Source organism: Leifsonia sp. A12D58, assembly GCF_047530025.1.
GTDB lineage: Bacteria > Actinomycetota > Actinomycetes > Actinomycetales > Microbacteriaceae > Cryobacterium.
Map to the genome: position 1 here is coordinate 100131 of NZ_JBLJAT010000007.1, position 16985 is coordinate 117115.

At 62.8% G+C, this 16985-nt stretch carries 18 protein-coding genes and 1 tRNA gene; 10 read left to right on the forward strand and 9 right to left on the reverse strand.

The window, feature by feature from the left end; all coding sequences use genetic code 11:
• Position 1 precedes the first annotated feature (1 nt).
• From ACMT3I_RS14795 to ACMT3I_RS14805, 3 genes are all read left to right on the forward strand, one after another.
• Complete coding sequence (locus ACMT3I_RS14795) at positions 2 to 1555, forward strand: APC family permease (RefSeq protein ID WP_414805284.1); 1554 nt, start codon at positions 2 to 4, stop codon at positions 1553 to 1555.
• Positions 1556 to 1656: 101 nt separating this feature from the next.
• Positions 1657 to 3030, forward strand: coding sequence for an MFS transporter (locus tag ACMT3I_RS14800; protein ID WP_414805285.1), 1374 nt, complete (start codon positions 1657 to 1659; stop codon positions 3028 to 3030).
• 213 nt (positions 3031 to 3243) lie between these two features.
• A tRNA-Arg gene (locus tag ACMT3I_RS14805) sits at positions 3244 to 3316 on the forward strand.
• Positions 3317 to 3370: 54 nt separating this feature from the next.
• Here the strand turns inward: ACMT3I_RS14805 and ACMT3I_RS14810 are convergent.
• Positions 3371 to 3943: a DUF6611 family protein gene (locus ACMT3I_RS14810; protein WP_414805286.1), complete on the reverse strand. Its 573-nt coding sequence runs from the start codon at positions 3941 to 3943 to the stop codon at positions 3371 to 3373.
• Positions 3944 to 4158: 215 nt separating this feature from the next.
• Between ACMT3I_RS14810 and ACMT3I_RS14815 the strand changes: the two genes are divergently transcribed.
• From ACMT3I_RS14815 to ACMT3I_RS14825, 3 genes are read left to right on the forward strand one after another with little or no spacing between them, the layout of a single operon-like run.
• Positions 4159 to 5127 carry a sugar ABC transporter substrate-binding protein gene (locus ACMT3I_RS14815; protein WP_414805287.1) on the forward strand — a complete coding sequence of 323 codons (969 nt, stop codon included), beginning with the start codon at positions 4159 to 4161 and terminating at the stop codon, positions 5125 to 5127.
• Positions 5124 to 6167, forward strand: a complete 1044-nt coding sequence (locus ACMT3I_RS14820; protein ID WP_414805288.1) for an ABC transporter permease — start codon at positions 5124 to 5126, stop codon at positions 6165 to 6167. Before ACMT3I_RS14815 ends, ACMT3I_RS14820 begins: the two co-directional genes overlap by 4 nt.
• Entirely contained in the window at positions 6164 to 6961 is a 798-nt protein-coding gene (locus tag ACMT3I_RS14825) for an ATP-binding cassette domain-containing protein (protein ID WP_414805289.1), read from the forward strand. The genes ACMT3I_RS14820 and ACMT3I_RS14825 overlap by 4 nt, the downstream gene beginning before the upstream one ends.
• Before the next feature lie 242 nt (positions 6962 to 7203).
• Here the strand turns inward: ACMT3I_RS14825 and ACMT3I_RS14830 are convergent, their stop codons facing one another.
• Positions 7204 to 7758, reverse strand: coding sequence for an MOSC domain-containing protein (locus ACMT3I_RS14830; RefSeq protein ID WP_414805290.1), 555 nt, complete (start codon positions 7756 to 7758; stop codon positions 7204 to 7206).
• A gap of 103 nt (positions 7759 to 7861) precedes the next feature.
• Between ACMT3I_RS14830 and ACMT3I_RS14835 the strand changes: the two genes are divergently transcribed.
• Positions 7862 to 8524 carry a histidine phosphatase family protein gene (locus ACMT3I_RS14835; protein WP_414805291.1) on the forward strand — a complete coding sequence of 221 codons (663 nt, stop codon included), beginning with the start codon at positions 7862 to 7864 and terminating at the stop codon, positions 8522 to 8524.
• 33 nt (positions 8525 to 8557) lie between these two features.
• On the opposite strand, the gene ACMT3I_RS14840 is transcribed toward ACMT3I_RS14835, so the two are convergent.
• A complete protein-coding gene (locus ACMT3I_RS14840; protein ID WP_414805292.1) occupies positions 8558 to 8998 on the reverse strand; it encodes a MarR family winged helix-turn-helix transcriptional regulator in 441 nt (146 codons plus the stop codon).
• A gap of 333 nt (positions 8999 to 9331) precedes the next feature.
• Here ACMT3I_RS14840 and ACMT3I_RS14845 point away from each other — a divergent pair, with 333 nt between their 5' ends.
• A complete protein-coding gene (locus ACMT3I_RS14845) occupies positions 9332 to 9751 on the forward strand; it encodes an SRPBCC family protein (protein WP_414805293.1) in 420 nt (139 codons plus the stop codon).
• 45 nt (positions 9752 to 9796) lie between these two features.
• On the opposite strand, the gene ACMT3I_RS14850 is transcribed toward ACMT3I_RS14845, so the two are convergent.
• Both ACMT3I_RS14850 and upp read right to left on the reverse strand, forming a co-directional pair.
• Positions 9797 to 10516: a winged helix-turn-helix domain-containing protein gene (locus ACMT3I_RS14850; RefSeq protein WP_414805294.1), complete on the reverse strand. Its 720-nt coding sequence runs from the start codon at positions 10514 to 10516 to the stop codon at positions 9797 to 9799.
• A gap of 608 nt (positions 10517 to 11124) precedes the next feature.
• The gene (gene upp / locus ACMT3I_RS14855; protein WP_414805295.1) at positions 11125 to 11757 is read right to left on the reverse strand and encodes a uracil phosphoribosyltransferase; all 633 of its coding nucleotides are present in this window, start codon (positions 11755 to 11757) and stop codon (positions 11125 to 11127) included.
• Positions 11758 to 11795: 38 nt separating this feature from the next.
• Here upp and tadA point away from each other — a divergent pair, with 38 nt between their 5' ends.
• Positions 11796 to 12260, forward strand: a complete 465-nt coding sequence (gene tadA, locus ACMT3I_RS14860) for a tRNA adenosine(34) deaminase TadA (RefSeq protein ID WP_414805296.1) — start codon at positions 11796 to 11798, stop codon at positions 12258 to 12260.
• On the opposite strand, the gene ACMT3I_RS14865 is transcribed toward tadA, so the two are convergent.
• Both ACMT3I_RS14865 and ACMT3I_RS14870 read right to left on the reverse strand, forming a co-directional pair.
• Positions 12217 to 12930 (reverse strand): glutamine amidotransferase, encoded by a 714-nt coding sequence (locus ACMT3I_RS14865; protein ID WP_414805297.1) that lies wholly within the window; start codon positions 12928 to 12930, stop codon positions 12217 to 12219. The genes tadA and ACMT3I_RS14865 overlap by 44 nt on opposite strands.
• Positions 12927 to 13889, reverse strand: a complete 963-nt coding sequence (locus ACMT3I_RS14870; RefSeq protein ID WP_414805298.1) for a cation diffusion facilitator family transporter — start codon at positions 13887 to 13889, stop codon at positions 12927 to 12929. Before ACMT3I_RS14870 ends, ACMT3I_RS14865 begins: the two co-directional genes overlap by 4 nt.
• Before the next feature lie 56 nt (positions 13890 to 13945).
• Here ACMT3I_RS14870 and proC point away from each other — a divergent pair, with 56 nt between their 5' ends.
• A complete protein-coding gene (gene proC / locus ACMT3I_RS14875) occupies positions 13946 to 14794 on the forward strand; it encodes a pyrroline-5-carboxylate reductase (RefSeq protein ID WP_414805299.1) in 849 nt (282 codons plus the stop codon).
• An 8-nt stretch (positions 14795 to 14802) separates the two neighbouring features.
• On the opposite strand, the gene ACMT3I_RS14880 is transcribed toward proC, so the two are convergent.
• Together ACMT3I_RS14880 and ACMT3I_RS14885 are read right to left on the reverse strand one after the other, a co-directional pair.
• Complete coding sequence (locus ACMT3I_RS14880) at positions 14803 to 15474, reverse strand: potassium channel family protein (RefSeq protein ID WP_414805300.1); 672 nt, start codon at positions 15472 to 15474, stop codon at positions 14803 to 14805.
• Positions 15467 to 16903, reverse strand: a complete 1437-nt coding sequence (locus tag ACMT3I_RS14885) for a TrkH family potassium uptake protein (RefSeq protein WP_414805301.1) — start codon at positions 16901 to 16903, stop codon at positions 15467 to 15469. The genes ACMT3I_RS14880 and ACMT3I_RS14885 overlap by 8 nt, the downstream gene beginning before the upstream one ends.
• Positions 16904 to 16985 lie beyond the last annotated feature (82 nt).

Genomic DNA, 16985 nt, shown 5'->3' on the forward strand with positions numbered 1-16985 from the left:
CATGACTTCAACTGACACCGCCATCGGCGCGGAATCGAAAAAGGGCATCTCGTCGAAGGGACTGAGCGCCGGCTCCGTCGGTCTCCTCGGCGCGATCGTCATCGGCATCTCCTGCATCGCCCCCGCGTACACGCTCACCGGCGCCCTCGGCCCGACTGTCGCCGAAGTCGGCGTGCAGCTGCCCGCCATCTTCCTCGTCGGTTTCATTCCGATGCTCCTGGTCGCTTTCGGCTACCGCGAGCTCAACAATGCAATGCCTGACAGTGGCACGTCGTTCACGTGGGCGACGCGGGCGTTCGGCCCCTGGGTTGGCTGGATGGCCGGTTGGGGGTTGATCGCGGCAACGATCGTAGTGCTCAGCAATCTCGCGGGCATCGCCGTCGACTTCCTCTACCTGATGCTGTCGCAGATCTTCGGCAACAATTCGGATATCGCCGCCCTGGCGTCGAATCCGTTCATCAACGTTGCCACCTGTCTGATCTTCATCCTGATTGCGACGTGGATCTCGTACCGTGACATGCAGACGACGCAGAAGGTGCAGTACTGGCTTGTCGGCTTCCAACTGCTGGTGCTCGTCGCCTTCGGTATCGCTGCCATTGTGCACATCAGCAACGGCTCCGCCCCCGACCCGACACCTGTCACGCTCGACTGGTTCAACCCGTTCGCCGTCACGTCGTTCTCGGCATTTGCTGCAGGACTGTCGCTGTCGATCTTCATCTTCTGGGGCTGGGATGTCACGCTCACGATGTCTGAGGAGACCAAGGGGTCCCGCAAGACGCCGGGCCGCGCTGCGACGCTCACCGTCATCCTGATCGTGATCATCTACCTGTTCGTCGCGATCACCGCGATCTCGTTCGCCGGGCTCGGCGAAGACGGCATCGGACTCGGCAACCCCGACATCCAGGAGAATGTGTTCTTCGCTCTGGCTGGCCCTGTGCTCGGGCCGCTCGCCATCCTGATGTCGATCGCTGTGCTCTCGAGCTCGGCGGCATCGCTGCAGTCGACCTTCGTCGGTCCAGCACGCACGCTGCTGGCCATGGGCCACTACGGCGCACTGCCCGAGAAGTTCGCTCGCGTCAGCCCGCGCTTCTTCACCCCCGGTTACGCGACAATCGTCTCTGCAATCGTCGCCGCCGGTTTCTACACGGTGATGCGATTCGTCAGTGAAGACGTGTTGTGGGACACCATCACCACCCTCGGCATGATGATCTGCTTCTACTACGGTCTGACGGCCTTCGCCTGTGTCTGGTACTTCAGGCGTCGGTGGTTCACCAGGGCCCGCAACTTCTTCTTCACCTTCCTGTTCCCGCTCGTCGGTGGGCTGATCCTCGCAGTGCTGTTCGTCACAACGCTCATCGACAGCATGGATCCCGCATACGGCAGCGGATCATCCGTCGGCGGCGTCGGGCTGGTCTTCGTGCTCGGCATGGTGATTCTGGGCTCCGGGGTCGTCGTGATGCTGATCACGGCCAAGCGACAGCCGGCGTTCTTCCGTGGCGAGATGCTGAGCATCGATGCTGCACCGGCCAGCGAGCTCGAAGACATCAAGGACTGAACGCCCGTCATCACGAAATAGCGCACCTGCACTTCGGTGCTCACACGCACTCTGCGGCCGTGGGGCTTACTCTCACGGCCGCTCAGGTGTTAACTGGCCCGGTGACCCCCAGTCAGCGCCGCGTGCTCGTTGTCGCCATCCTCTCGTCGTTCGTCGCCTTCCTTGATGGCTCGATTGTCAATGTGGCTCTGCCTGCAATCACGCGTGAGCTCGGAGGCGGGTTGGCTCTGCAGCAATGGGTGGTCGACGGCTACCTCTTGTCGCTCGGGGCACTCATCCTCGTCGCTGGTTCACTGTCTGACACCTTCGGTCGGGTGAGGGTCCTTCGGATCGGCCTGATCTGGTTCGGCATCACGTCGATGGCCTGCGCCCTGGCTCCTGGGGGAGTAGCCCTGGTGGTGGCCCGCATTCTGCAGGGCATGGCGGCTGCCCTGCTGGTGCCCAGCTCGCTGGCACTGATTACCTCGAACTTCACTGGCGCCGTCCAGGGCAAGGCCATCGGCATCTGGACGGCCTCGACAGGTATCGCCGGTATCGCAGGTCCGCTGCTCGGTGGCATCCTCGTCGATGCTCTGAGCTGGCGATACATCTTCGCGGTCAACCTCATCCCCATCACAATCACGCTGATCATCCTGATGCGGGTCGTAGAACCGGCGCGAACGACGCCGGCATCTCGCGTCGATGTGCGGGGAGCCGTGCTGGCGGTGATCGGTCTGGGCGGCCCGGTGTACGCCCTCATCGAGCAGGGGCGATACGGCTGGGGGAGCCCCGCCATCTATTTACCGTTCATCATCGGGCTGGTCTCTCTCGCCGCATTCATCTGGTGGGAGGGCAGGGCGCAGTACCCGATGATGCCGCTCTCACTGTTTAGGATCCGCAACTTCTCTGTGGGTAACGTCGCCACCGTCGGCATCTATGCGGCGCTCACCCTCGGCTTCTTCATCTTCGCGGTGTATCTGCAGGAAGTGGGCAATTTCTCGGCCATCGCGGCTGGCCTGGCCGGTATCCCGGCGACGCTGGTGATGCTTGTGTTCTCGACAGTCTTCGGCACGCTGGCCGGCAAGTATGGGCCACGGTTCTTCATGACGGTGGGACCATTGATCGCCGGATGCGGTTTTCTCCTGCTGATGACTGCCGTACCGCCGATCAACTTCTGGCTGCATATCCTGCCCGGGATCCTGCTCGTCGGACTAGGGCTGTCGATCACGGTTGCGCCTCTGACCGCCGCGGTGCTCGGCTCAATCCATCCAGAACAGGCCGGCATCGGCTCGGCAATCAACAACGCCGTTGCTCGCGTCGCCGGGCTGATCGCCATCGCGATGACGGGCACGATCGTTGGAGCGACTCTCGATGTTGCCGGATACCAGCGCACACTGATCGTCGTGGCGGCGCTGATGTTCGCGGGTGGGGTGGTCTCGTGGATCGGAATTCGCAAGCCGGTCACCCCCGCTGCGGTCGCGGGCACAGGGCGCTAGCGGCTGGGGATCGAGGATGAACAGGTCGAAGGGCGCCCAGACCAAGCCCAGTTTGATCAAATTCAACGACTTTAAACTGCTGGTCAGTGAGCCAATCTTCCGCGTAGTCATGCAGATGACACGCGGCTCGCAGCCCACAGGTGAACCAGTGAGCCTCAGATAGCTGATATAGTTTTCAAGTTGCCTTCGAGCGGTTAGTTCGATCAGGCACCTGCGCCCGTAGCTCAACGGATAGAGCATCTGACTACGGATCAGAAGGTTGGGGGTTCGAATCCCTTCGGGCGCACAGATAAAAGAATAAAAGTAAAAGGCCCCGTCTTCGGACGGGGCCTTTTCTGTTTCAACGCTGCCGGGATGGCACGCGTTGATCGAGGTGCTCCTTCGCTTCGTCGTAGACGGCACCCCAGATCCGTTCATGCACGACAGCAGAAGTGACACCGCCGTCGAGGGCCTCGTCAGCAGCGGTAAGTATTGCTGCCAGACGGATGAGGTAAGCGCATTCTTCAGTGTTGTCCGGGTCGGGAGAAAGCGTTGATTCAGCTGCAGTGAGACGCACAACGTGTGCCCGGTGAGGCGGTCCTGCACGCAGATCAGTGATGGCAATGCCCAGCGCATAAGACGCGACAGCAGCCAGAACGGCGAGAATCCAGGGCGCGTTTGCGAGTGCGAGCGCCAGAAACGCTGCACATGCGACCAGGGGTCCCAGCGCCCGCCATCGCTCACAGGATCGGAGGAGGCGGCGTTGCTCAGTATTTGTGCCAGGTGGATACAGCACCAGCACATGGCGGATTGTGCCGTATCTGCCCACAGATGTCTGAAAATCACCCCACCTCTGCGGACCGTCAAGAAAGAGCGTCAGCTGTCGGCGGGTCCATGAGTGCACTCTCGTGCCCACTGTAGATTTTTCGTTCACCTCTTCATGGTCTGCCGCGCTCAGGTCGGCAGCAGGCAACTATACGAAATCCATGCGCTTGACACACGATTCCTCATGCGAATCGAACGCAACGCACAGAGTGAGAGAGAATGAAAGCCCGGCAATCAGTGCGATTGCAGGGCTTTTTCTTGTTTCAGGAGTTGTACCGGCTGGCCCGGTTGCCCCCAAACACCGTATCCATTGGAGTAATCGCAGTGAAGCACAGATCACGCTGGCTGGCCGCACTGGTTGTTGTGCCGCTCGCGCTTGCAGGTTGCACAGCCACAAACGGGGCGGATGCCAACTCGGCCTCCGGTTCGGGCGACGCGACAACCATCGCCGTCGTCACCCACGGCACACCGGGCGATACCTTCTGGGATGTTGTCAAGAGTGGCGCGCAGCAGGCGGGCTCCGACCTCGGCGTCACCGTCACCTACCAGGGCGACGGCGACCCGGTCAAGCAGAGCCAGCTCATCGACGCGGCGGTTGCGACGCATCCTGATGGCCTCGTTGTATCGATGGCCAACCCCGACGGGGTCAGGGATGCAGTCGAGAAGGCCGTTGCGGCCGGTATCCCGGTGATCACCATCAACTCCGGCCTGGAGAAGTCGAAGGAGTTCGGTGCCGTTACCCACGTCGGCCAGAGCGAATTCATCGCCGGCCAGGGTGCGGGGGAGCAGCTCGCGGACGCCGGTGTCTCGAACGTCATCTGCGTCATCCACGAGGCTGGCAACTCCGGACTCGAAGACCGATGCAAGGGGGCAGCTGACACTCTCGGTGGCACAGTGAAGAACGTGCAGGTCGACATCGCCAACGTCGCAGACGCGCAGAACACGATCAAGAGCACACTGCTGTCCGATCCATCGATCGACGGCGTGCTCACCCTGCAGCCGGCGATCGCCGTTGCAGCGAATCAGGCGATCAGCGAGGCGAACAGCACGGCAAAGCTCGCAACGTTTGACGTGTCCGAAGACGTCACGAAGTTGATCATGGACGACAAGATCCTCTTCGCCGTCGACCAGCAGCCATACTCACAGGGCTACCTGCCCGTCATGTTCCTCACCCTGCAGAAGCGCAACGGCGATGTCGTCGGCGGCGGGCAGCCGGTCTACTCCGGCCCTGGCTTCGTTACCAAAGAGAACGCAGAGCAGGTCGCGAAGTTCGCGACGAATGGAACCCGATGAGCGTAACCAGCACCACAGCAGTGACGGATGAGCGAGTCAGGCAGACCAGCCCGTTCGTCACGCTGCTTCGCCGTCCAGAGGTTGGTGCAGCAGTCGCTGCACTTGCCATCTTTGCCTTCTTCTCCGTCACGACCCAGGCATTCCTGACACCGGCCGGCATCTCGACCTGGCTGTACTCATCGTCGCTGTTCGGCATCATGGCGGTCGCTGTCGCGATGCTGATGATCGGCGGCGAGTTCGACCTCTCCGCCGGCGCAATGACCGGAACCACGGGCCTGATCGTGGGCGTAGTGACAACCCAGTGGGGCCTGAACATCTGGCTGGCGCTGGTCCTCGCCCTCGTCATCGCACTCTCCATCGGCGCAGGCAACGCCTTCATGGTGATGAAAACGGGCCTGCCAAGCTTCATCGTCACGCTGGCGACGTTCTTCATCCTGCAGGGCCTCAACCTGGCCGTGACCAAGCTCATCACCGGCACTGTCGCCATCCAGGGCATGAGCGAGGTGCCCGGTTTCACCCAGGTCAAGACGTTCTTCGGCTCATCATTTCCGTTCCTTGGCATGGACCTGAAAGTCTCGGTCGTCTGGTGGATCATTGTCGTCGCCGTGGCCAGCTGGATACTGCTTCGCACAAAAGCCGGCAACTGGATCTTCGCGGTTGGCGGTCAGGTCACGAGCGCCCGCCAGGCCGGCGTGCCGGTCATGAAGACCAAGATGGGTCTGTTCATGACGACCGCCGGCGCCGGTTGGATCGTCGGTATGCTCCAGCTCTTCGACGTCTCGACGGTGCAGGCCACGACCGGAATCGGTCAGGAATTCATCTACATCATCTGCGCAGTCGTCGGCGGGTGCCTGCTCACCGGTGGCTACGGCTCAGCATTCGGTGCAGCGCTCGGCGCACTGATTTACGGCATGACGCTGCAGGGCATCGTTTTCGCGCAGTGGGACAATAACTGGCTGAAGGCGTTCCTCGGCGGGATGCTGCTGCTCGCGGTGCTGGTCAACCTCTCGGTGCGCCGACAGGCAGGAGTGCGCACATGACCCAGGTCAACCCATCCGCTACCGGCCAGGTGCTCGAGGTTCGGGGCATCGGCAAGAGCTACGGCTCGATCATCGCGTTGCACAACGTCAATGCCAGCGTCGGCGCGGGAGAAGTGCTGTGCGTGCTTGGCGACAATGGCGCAGGTAAGTCGACGTTCATCAAGATCCTCTCCGGCGTGCACCGGCCGTCAGAGGGAACGCTGCTCGCCTTCGGTCAGGAGCGCACGTTTTCCAGTCCGCGTGATGCACTGGATGTCGGCATCGCGACTGTGTACCAGGACCTCGCTGTCGTGCCGCTCATGCCGGTCTGGCGCAACTTTTTTCTCGGCTCTGAGCTGACCCGCGGCGTCGGCCCCTTCCGTCGTCTCGACGTGAAGGCCATGCGCGCGATCACCAAGGAAGAACTGGCCAGGATGGGGATCGACCTGCGCGACGTCGACCAGCCCATCGGCACGTTGTCTGGCGGTGAACGTCAATCGGTCGCCATCGCCCGGGCCGTTTATTTCGGGGCCAAGGTCGTCATCCTTGACGAGCCGACCTCTGCGCTGGGCGTCAAGCAGGCCGGCGTTGTGCTCAGGTACATCGCACAGGCGCGCGATCGCGGCCTGGGCGTTGTCTTCATCACCCACAACCCGCACCACGCCTATCCGGTCGGTGATCGGTTCCTGGTGCTCAACCGTGGAGCGAGCGTGGGCAACTTCGCCAAGAGTGAGATCACGATCGACGAGCTGACCATGCTGATGGCCGGCGGCGCGGAGCTTGAAGCGCTCGCGCATGAGCTGGAGCGCGACTAGCTGTACCGAGCTGCATGACCTGCGTCCGAAGCTCATCCCGCTGCGCTGGCGCACAAGAACGCTGGGCGCGCGAAACGCCAAACCCCACGCCCGGAGTGTCACCGACCTCACGACCGGGTGCACTCTGCGGACGACTCGGTGACTGCGGCCAGATATTCGTCGTATACGCACGTGAGCTGAGTCTGGTTCGGCATGTCGCGACAGGCACGGTGTCGGATGCCGTCGCAGCTGCGCCCGATCGTCTAGACCGGTGCCAGCGGCAGGTGTGGCTCTGCCGGCAACTCCACAGTGACGCTGTCGCCGGGCTCGACAATGCCGCCGGCGAGCACGATGCTCATCACGCCGGCTTTCCGCACCACGTCGCCGTTCTCGTCTCGACCGAGGACGGCCTTCATGAGCCCGGGCTGAAACGTGTTGATCTGTGCGCAGGGGTTGCGTAGCCCGGTCACCTGGACCGCGGCGTCGGCGCCGAGTCGCAGGATCGTGCCCTGGGGGAGTGCCAGCAGGTCGATGCCCGTCGTGGTGATGTTCTCGCCCATGTCGCCGGGCATGACCGAGAAGCCCGCTTCAGCCACTTCGTCGAAGAGCTCGCTATGAATCAGGTGCACCTGGCGCAGGTTCGGCCGGTCGGGATCGCCGAGCCGCGACATGTGCTGCACCGTCACGCCGCTATGCGCGTCGCCTTCGATTCCAATGCCGGCCAGAAGCGTGACCTGCCCATGAGGCTGCTTGGAGAAACGGTGCGCGCCATCGCGGTTCACTGAGATGACGACAGCTTCAGGAGCGATGACATTCATGTGACCGATCCTCCCAGACGTGTGGTCTCCGTGGCTAGAAGACCCACGCCAAATCGTTCAGCAGCGTCTGGCAGAGTGAAGAGACGCTTCAACGAGGAGAACTATGCGGTTATTGCTGATCAGACACGGACAGACGCCATCCAACGTGCTCGGCGCGCTCGACACCCTGGTTCCAGGACCCGGCCTGACCGAGCTCGGCTTAGAGCAGGCTGCTGCTATCCCCGACGCGCTGGCCACCGAAGACATCGGTGCTCTGTACGCCTCGGTTCAGACCCGCGCACAGCTCACTGCCGCCCCGCTGGCGGCCAGGCTCGACCTGCCAGTCAGCGTGCGTGATGGCATCCGTGAGATTGGCGCAGGCGATCTCGAAATGCGCCGCGACCGCGAGGCCATCGAGCTGTACCACGACGTCTCATTCGGGTGGGCTGCCGGCGACCTCGATCGACGAATGCCAGGAGCCGAGAATGGTCATGAGGTCTTCGGCCGCTTCGGTGCGGTCGTCGACGAGCTGGCAGGCACCGGTCACGGCACGGTCGCAGCAGTCGCGCACGGACAGGTGATCCGCACCTGGGTGGCGGCCATGACCGACAACGTCGACGTGGATTTCGCGTCGCACCACAACCTGCACAACACCGGAGTCATCGTGCTTGAGGGCGAGCCGGATGTCGGCTGGACCGCGCTCAGCTGGATGGGCGTTGCCCTCGGCGGGCGCCAGCTCGATGACGACGGCGCCACCGGTCCCGGCGGTCAGGCCGACCCCGTCTGAGCACCCTGGGCGCTCTGAACGTTCTCGGGGCGGCTAGCTCTCTGCGCCCTCACGCAGGCGATCGCAGAGGGCTGTGAGCTGCTTCAGCTCTGCCTCATCCAGTGAACCGGACATGTGATTGGTAATCGTGACCATGTGGTCACGTGCCACGCGTCGGAAGAGGTCGTAGCCTGACTGGGTCAGGCCGATGATTGCCCCGCGTCCGTCGGCCGGATCGATCTCCTTTTCGAGGTAGCCGCGCGACACCAACCGGTCGACGAGACGACTCACGCTCGGCTGGGACAGCAAGACGTGTTTATTGAGATCCCTCAAGCGGATGCGCCAGCCCGGCTGCCTCGACAGGTTGAACATCACGTCGTACTCGTTGAGTGAAATCTCCTTGGATGGGAAATCCGCTGCCAGGCTGCGCATGATTGCGACCTGCGCGCGGAAGAGCGATTCCCACGCAGCAACTACCACTGCTCGATCTGCCACGCTTCTGCCTCCCCAGTGCGACCTGCTGAAATGCGGTCGATCCACCCCTGAACTCCAACAATAGGCACTCCAGAGACGGGTGTGGTGCAGCACTCGGAAACACCCCATTGAAAACTCATAGAAAAATAACGAATAGATAACTAGCGCCCGTTACCGGTTCGTTATATATTCGTAGTGCGTCAACCGTTTGCTGTGGCGGAAGACGTGAAATGTGATTGCAGGACACTCTTGGTGCAAGGGAAGAGGGTCGGTCGTTAGCCTCTACGATCGGCCCTCAATCACGTTAACCCCGTGGCTGCAATCGCGGTCAGGTACCTCGAATAGAGTGAAGCTATGGCTGTAGACCCGAAGAACACCACTGGATTGACCAAGGATGCCGGCTGGGAGGTCGGCGTACGCAAGACTGTTGCGGCATCCCCCTCGGTCGTGTGGGACTTCCTGCTCGGCGACGGGCTTGCATTGTGGCTCGGCAAGACCGAGCTTCCCACCGAAAAGGGTGCTGCTTACGCGACCGAAGACGGCGTCAAGGGCGCCATCCGCTCACTCACTCCCGGCTCGAAGCTCAGGGTGAGCTGGCGTCCGGACGATTGGCCGCACGACACCATCCTGCAGGTGACGGTCAAAGAAGCACCGGGTGGAACAACCATTGGCATCCACCACGAACAGCTGGCCGATCGCGACGAACGTCGAATGATGCTCGGGCACTGGAAGAACGTCGTGGACGATCTCGCCCACGCACTCGACCGCGCGTAACTTATTCGTGTCCAGGCCGCCTCGGCGGCCTGGATCAACCGCAGCCTAGAACAGGTCGGGGCTCGGCGTGGTTGCCTGGTGGATCGACACGTCTGCGTGACGGTCGAAGCGGTAGCCGATTCCGCGTACGGTGCGCACGATGTCTTCGTAGCGGCCGAGCTTGGCGCGCAGGCGGCGAACGTGAACGTCGATGGTGCGCTCGTTCGGGGCATCCTCTTCGTCAGCTGCGTTCCACAGTGACGAGATGAGCTCCGCGCGGTCGATCGTGCGGCCCTCGCGCAGTACGAGGTACTGCAGCAGCTCGAACTCCTTGTAGGTGAGTGCAGCCGGCTCGTTGTCGAGGATCACGCGCTTGCGTGAGATGTCGACGACGACGCCGCCCGGAGCGCTGTCGAGTTCGTCACCGGCACTGCGGTGCCTGGCCAGTGCTGCCGGGTCCTGCAGGGCGAGGCGCACGACGTCGACGTCGCGTCCGCCCGCGCCTTCGGGAGCGAGGGCGACGGCAGCGTAGGTTTCAGCTGACGGTGCTACCTCGGCCGCGAGGCTCTTCAGGGCTTCGACCAGGCGGTGCAGGCTTGTGCCTGCTGCGGCCGCCTTGGCCTCGTCGATTCCGACGTAGAGCACAAAACCGCGCGCCTCTGTGCCGTCTGGGACTGCGCGGATGCGGGGTGCCGCCGTCGGTGCGACGGTGGGGGCCTGGGCGAGAGAGAGCTCCGGGCGGAAGTTGCGGACCTGGCGGGCGGTGTCGATGTGTGCGAGTGACATGGGAGTAATCCTTTGGATGTGTAGGGGGAACCCGGCTCGATCGAGCGTGAAATGGGTTCGGCAAGACGCTGGTCCCCGACTAAGAAGAGCGGGTGACCGTGAAGCAAAGCGATCGCAATGCGACGCTTCGAGAGCTCTACCTGCCTGCTGGATTCAGCGGCGGGAACTCGGCGAGAGTGCTTGCTGTGTTAGCGACACATTCGGCAACACATGGCAACGCGCATGCCTGGCATCATCATGCCGGCATTCCCAGGGGCCTCGAGGGAGGTCAGGGGGCGTGCAGTGGTTGTCATAGCAGCGAGTAAAGCCCACTGTTACGGCAGGTGTCAATTCCATGACGGTCAATGACGCCCTGTGACGCGAACCACGTTCACTGGCGCCGATAGCATTTGGGAGATTCCTCGACCAAGCGTGGATTGAAAAAGGATTCTTTGATTGAAATGAATTTCGTCAAAGTTTATTGAAAGAATCTCGCCACGGCGTGTCTCTGGTCGCAGAAACTGCGCATCTGGTCACGCCGGGTAACACAAGAGCTGCCCAGGGCGCATTGACTCGACGCGCCCTGGGCAGCTCAGTTCAATTCGGATAAGACGCGGGGGAGACCCCGATTAGACCAGACCGTAGAGGCGGTCACCGGCGTCGCCCAGGCCAGGAACGATGTAGCCGTTCTCGTCAAGCTTGTCGTCGACGGCGCCGAGCACGATAGTGACCTCACGGCCCTCCAGCGCCTTCTCGACGGCGGCCAGGCCCTCGGGGGCGGCCAGGATGCAGATGGCCGTCACGTCGACGGCGCCGCGGGCGAACAGGAAGTCGATTGCGGCGATCAGTGATCCGCCGGTGGCGAGCATCGGGTCGAGCACGAAGCACTGGCGGTCTGACAGATCGTCCGGCAGACGCTCGGCGTATGTCGTCGGCTCAAGCGTCTCTTCATTGCGGGCCATACCGAGGAATCCGACCTCGGCAGACGGCAACAACTTGACCATGCCCTCGAGCATTCCGAGGCCTGCACGCAGGATCGGCACGATCAGCGGCTTGGGATCGCTGATCTTCACTCCGTGGGCAACGGCGACAGGGGTCTGCACCGTAACGTCCTCGACGCGGACGCCGCGGGTGCCCTCGTAGGCAAGGAGGGTCATGAGTTCTTCGACGAGCGAGCGGAACATCGGAGACGAAGTCTCTTTGTCGCGGAGCACCGTGAGCTTGTGAGTGATGAGCGGGTGGTCGGCAACGTGGACTCGCATAGGCTTAATAATACGGTTTGGGAGGATGCGTGGTCGCTGTGAAGCACGAAGAATGGATGCGACTTGCCCTCGCCGAGGCTCGCGCGGCCCTGTTGAGCGACGATGTTCCCGTCGGAGCGATCGTGTTGGACGCCTCAGGAGCCGTTATCGGCCGCGGACGGAACGAACGTGAGCTGCACAGGGATCCGACAGCTCACGCCGAGATCGTCGCCATACGCGAGGCCGCGGCGGCGCTGGACGACTGGCATCTGACCGGATGCACGCTGGTCGTCACGCTCGAGCCCTGTGTCATGTGTGCGGGCGCAATTCTGGCGGCCAGGGTGCCGACTGTGGTGTTCGGCGCCTGGGACGACAAGGCCGGCGCTTCCGGGTCGGTCTACGACGTGCTGCGCGACCGCCGGATGAATCATCGCTCCGAAGTGTTCACTGGCGTGCTCGGGCAGGAATGCGCCCTGCTGCTCACGCAGTTCTTCGAGGATCCAGCCCGTCGAGCCACTCGCTGAACATCCGGGCGGATGCCGTCTGCATCGGCTCTGAATACCGAGCGCGGTCGTCGCGCATGGTCGCGGCGTCCAATCCGACGGCTGCCAGCTCGTCAGGGGCATCCTGAAGCCACTCCTCATGCATCTGGCTGGTGATCTCGGGGTGGAACTGCACGGCAAGTGCCCAATTCCCGATACCGAATGCCTCATTGCCGTACTGGGGAGAGCCGGCGAGCCGGGTGACGCCCTGCGGCAGATCGAACGTGTCGCCGTGCCACTGCATCATCGGCACGCCTGAAACGTGGCGTACGGGAGAGTCTGCGCCCTCGGGAGTGGGTTCGACGCTGCGGTAGCCGATCTCGGTGGTTTCGCCCCGGTACACAGCAGCTCCGAGAGCGCTGGCCATCAGCTGGGCGCCAAGGCACACGCCGAAAACGGGCTGCTCCGAGGCGATCCGACGCTTGATCAGTACGACCTCGTCACGGATGACGGGAAACTCGTCGTCGTCGTACACGCCCATCTCGCCGCCGAGCACGACGACGAGGTCGGCCTCGTCGGCATCCGTCGCTGAGACACCGTCGCTGACGGTGTCGATGTAGCGGATGCTGTACCCGTGCTCAACCAACACGGGCTCAAGGTTGCCGAGGTGGATCTTCGCTTCGTGCCGAAGCACGAGTGCGGTGCGGGTCACTCACGACCCTTGATGAAGATGGTGTCGGTGGGCGGGCTGGCCAGCGACGGGTCAATCCAGACGTCAGGTTCGATGTAGATGGTCCTGGCGGCAGGGACCGCTGCCCTGATGCGGGCTTCGACCTCATCGATCGAGTGGGCGACATCAGCGAACCGGCTGTTTGAATCGAAGGCGAGCTTGGCAGCGACGAGCAGCTCGTCAGGGCCGAGGTAGAGCGTCTTCATGTGGATGATGCGCTTGGTTTCAGGGCCGGCCATGACCGCCTTCTCGATGGCAACAACGTCTTCATCGTTTGCGCCCTCGCCGACCAGCAGGCTCTTGGTCTCGATGCCCAGGATGATGGCCACGGCAACGAGCAGGGTACCGATGGCCAGGGTTCCGATCGCGTCCCAGACCGAGTTGCCCGTGATCACGGTCAGGCCGACACCGAGCAGGGCGAAGACCAGACCGATGAGTGCTGCGACATCCTCGAGCAGTACGACGGGCAGCTCGGGTGCCTTGGCGTGACGGACGAACTTCACCCAGCTTTGGCCATTTCGCAGCAGGTTCGACTCCCTCATCGCCGTGCGTAGCGAGAAGCTCTCGAGGCCGATCGCGATGAGAAGCACCGTAATGGGCAGCCAGGCCATTGTGAGTTCGTGCGGGTGCTGCAGCTTGTCGATGCCCTCGTAGATCGAGAAGACACCACCGACCGAGAACAGGATGATCGAGACGACGAACGCGTACACATAGCGCTCGCGACCGTAGCCGAACGGATGCTCCTGGTCTGCCTTACGGCGCGACTTGCGACCGCCGAGCAGCAGGAGCAGCTGGTTGCCGGAATCGGCGAGGGAATGCACTGATTCTGCGAGCATCGAGGCAGATCCAGACACGGCCCAGGCGATCAACTTGGTGATCGCGATTCCCATGTTGGCTGCAAAAGCAGCCAGGATTGCCTTGTTGCCACCCGATGCACTCATGGTGCAATTCTAGGGCCGGGTGTTCGTGAAAATCGGCCAGAAAGTACACTGGGCGCATGACATCTGCTGCCCCCGTGACTCTGCCGACCATCGCCTTCCTCGGGGCCGGTTCCATGGCGAGAGCCGTGCTGAGCGGCCTTCTTGCGCCCCACGTCACGGTTGACGGTGGCATCAGGGCCACCAACCGTTCAGCAAGCAAGGCCGCAGAGCTGACGGAGCTCGCCGGGGTCACCGCTATGGCCACCGAGAACTATCCAGACGCCAACCGCACGGCGGTTACCGGCGCTCGCATCGTTGTCGTCGCGGTCAAGCCGGCTATGGTGCCAGACCTCCTCACCGAGATCGCAGACAGTCTCGAGCCCGATGCACTCGTCATCAGCGTTGCCGCTGGCGTGACGATCGCCACGTTCGAGAGCCGCCTGCCTGAATCGGTTGCTGTCATCCGTTCGATGCCGAACACGCCGGCCGTCGTCGGCAAGGCCGTGACAGGGCTGTCGGCCGGAACCCGATCGAGCGACGCCGACCTGGAGCTGGCTCGCGCACTCTTCGACACCGTCGGCGACGTTCTCGTGGTTCCCGAGGACAAGCTCGATGCCCTCAGTACAATCTCGGGATCCGGTCCCGCCTACGTCTTCTACCTGATCGAGCAGCTCACTGCCACGGCAATTGACAAGGGTTTCACCCCGGAGGAGGCCGCGACGATGGTCAACGGAACGTTCCTCGGGGCCAGCATGCTCCTTGCGGCATCCGATGACTCACCGGCCGAACTGCGCCGCAGGGTGACGAGCCCGCACGGCACAACAGAGCGTGCTGTGCATAAGCTTGAGCAGGCGGACGTCAAGCACACGTTCGATGTGGCAACGGATGCTGCCCTCGCGAGGGCGCGCGAACTCGCCGCCGGCTAGCCGAGCGTTTAAGAACCGAGGGCCGCGAAGCGCTCGATGTCGCCCTCCGTGCCAGACACGATGATGAGGTCGTGGTTGGAGACGACAGTGTCTGCCGTTGCGTAGGTGAACGGCTTGCCAGGGCTCTTCACCCCGACGACGGTGACGTTGTGCTTGGTGCGCACGCCGGACTCGGTGAGGTTGAGGCCACGGATGGGCTTGGGTGGATACATCTTTACCAGGGCGAAGTCGTCGTCGAACTCGATGAAGTCGAGCATGCGGCCAGACACCAGGTGCGCGACGCGTTCTCCGGCCTCTGCCTCCGGGTAGATCACATGGTTGGCGCCGATGCGCTCCAGGATCTTGCCGTGCGACTGCGAGATGGCCTTGGCCCAGATCTGCGGGATCTTCAGGTCGACGAGGTTCGCCACGATGAGCACACTGGCTTCGACCGATGATCCGACTGCGCAGACGGCGATCGAGAAGTCTTGTGCGCCGATCTGACGCAGGGCGTCGATCGACTTGGCGTCGGCTTGCACGGCGTGCGTGACCCGCTCTGACCACTTCTGCACGAGGGCCTCGCTTGAATCGACGACGAGAACTTCTCGGCCGAGTCGGTCGAGCTGCCCGGCGGTCGCCGCCCCGAATCGACCGAGGCCGATTACCAGTACGGGAGCGTCGTGCTTAATGCGGTCAACCAACGATGGGCCTTTCTTCGGGGCGCTTGAACAGTTGCCTGCTCTGGCTCGCCGCCAGTGCTGCGGCGAGAGTCACTGTACCAACCCGGCCCATGAACATGGTGGCCGCCATCACGTAGACGCCCTCAGGGGGCAGGCTGGCGGTGAGCCCCGTTGAGAGGCCGCAGGTGGCGAATGCCGAGATCACGTCGAACAACACAAAGTCGAACGGCGCCTTGGAGATCTGCAGGATCAGGATGCTGCTGACAGCGACAGTGGTCGCGCCCCACAGCACGACGCTGACGGCCAGGCGAAGAACGTCACCGGGAATCCGTCGGCCGAATGCCTCCATGCTTTCGCGGCCGCGCGCCTCGGCAAACGCGGCCAGGAAAAGCACGGCCAGAGTGGTGACCTTGATACCGCCGGCTGTCGAGGCCGAACCGCCACCGATGAACATCAGCATGTCGCTGAGCAGCAGGCTGGAGCCGTGCAGATCGGCCACGTCGATGGTTGCAAAACCACCGGATCTCGTCATCACAGACATGAACAGCGATTGGAATATGGTGTCACCGGCACCGAGTGACCCGAAGGTCTTCGGGTTGTCGAACTCCAGGATGATGTAGAAGATCATGCCGGCGAACATCAGCAGGATGGTGGTGAGCAGCGTTATCTTTACGTGGATCGTCCAGCGCCTGGGTTTGCGCCAGCCGCGCGCGAACGCATAGATGACCGGGAATCCGAGGCTACCGAGGAAGACGCCCAGCATGAGGGCGCCGAGGAACCAATAGTCGTTGGCGAATGCGTCGAGTCCTTCGACGTTCGGATTGAACCCGGTGTTGGTGAAGGCCATCGCCGAATAGAACATGCTGTGCCATACAGCTTCACCCAGGCCGACGCCGTCGATGAGCATGCGGGGGAACAACAGGAGTGCGATGCCGACCTCAATGACCAGCGCGCTGATCGCGACGGTCAGCAGCAGATTGCCCACCTCGCCCAGACGAACGGCCTGACCTTCGGCCACCGGGCCGACGTGGAGGCGTGACGGGTTCGAGTCGCTGGCTGCCATCAGCTTGGCCCGCAGGCCGAGCCGGCGCGAGATGACCAGGCCCATGATCGACGCGAGCGTCAGCACGCCGATGCCGCCGACGTTGACCCCCACGAAAACCAAGCCGTTGCCGAACGGCGACCAGTGAGTGGCCATGTCGACAGTGGAAAGACCCGTGACGCAGATGACCGAAACCGCGGTGAAGAGCGCGTCGTGCAACGCAGTGGACTGCCCGTTCGCTGCCGCGATCGGCAGCGAGAACAGCAACGTGAACAGCAGGATCAACGCGGTGAAGACCAGGATGGCAAATCGCGAGGGCGAGGAACGAACCAGTCCGTCGATTGCGTCGCGGATGCGGCCGTACCAGGTGTTCGAGTGCTGGTCTGTGCGGGGGCGTAACGTGCTCATGTGCAGCGGATACCCCCATCATATTTGTGGCCACTGGCGACTTGACATGGTACTACCCATCGGGAATGACTAGCCTTATGCC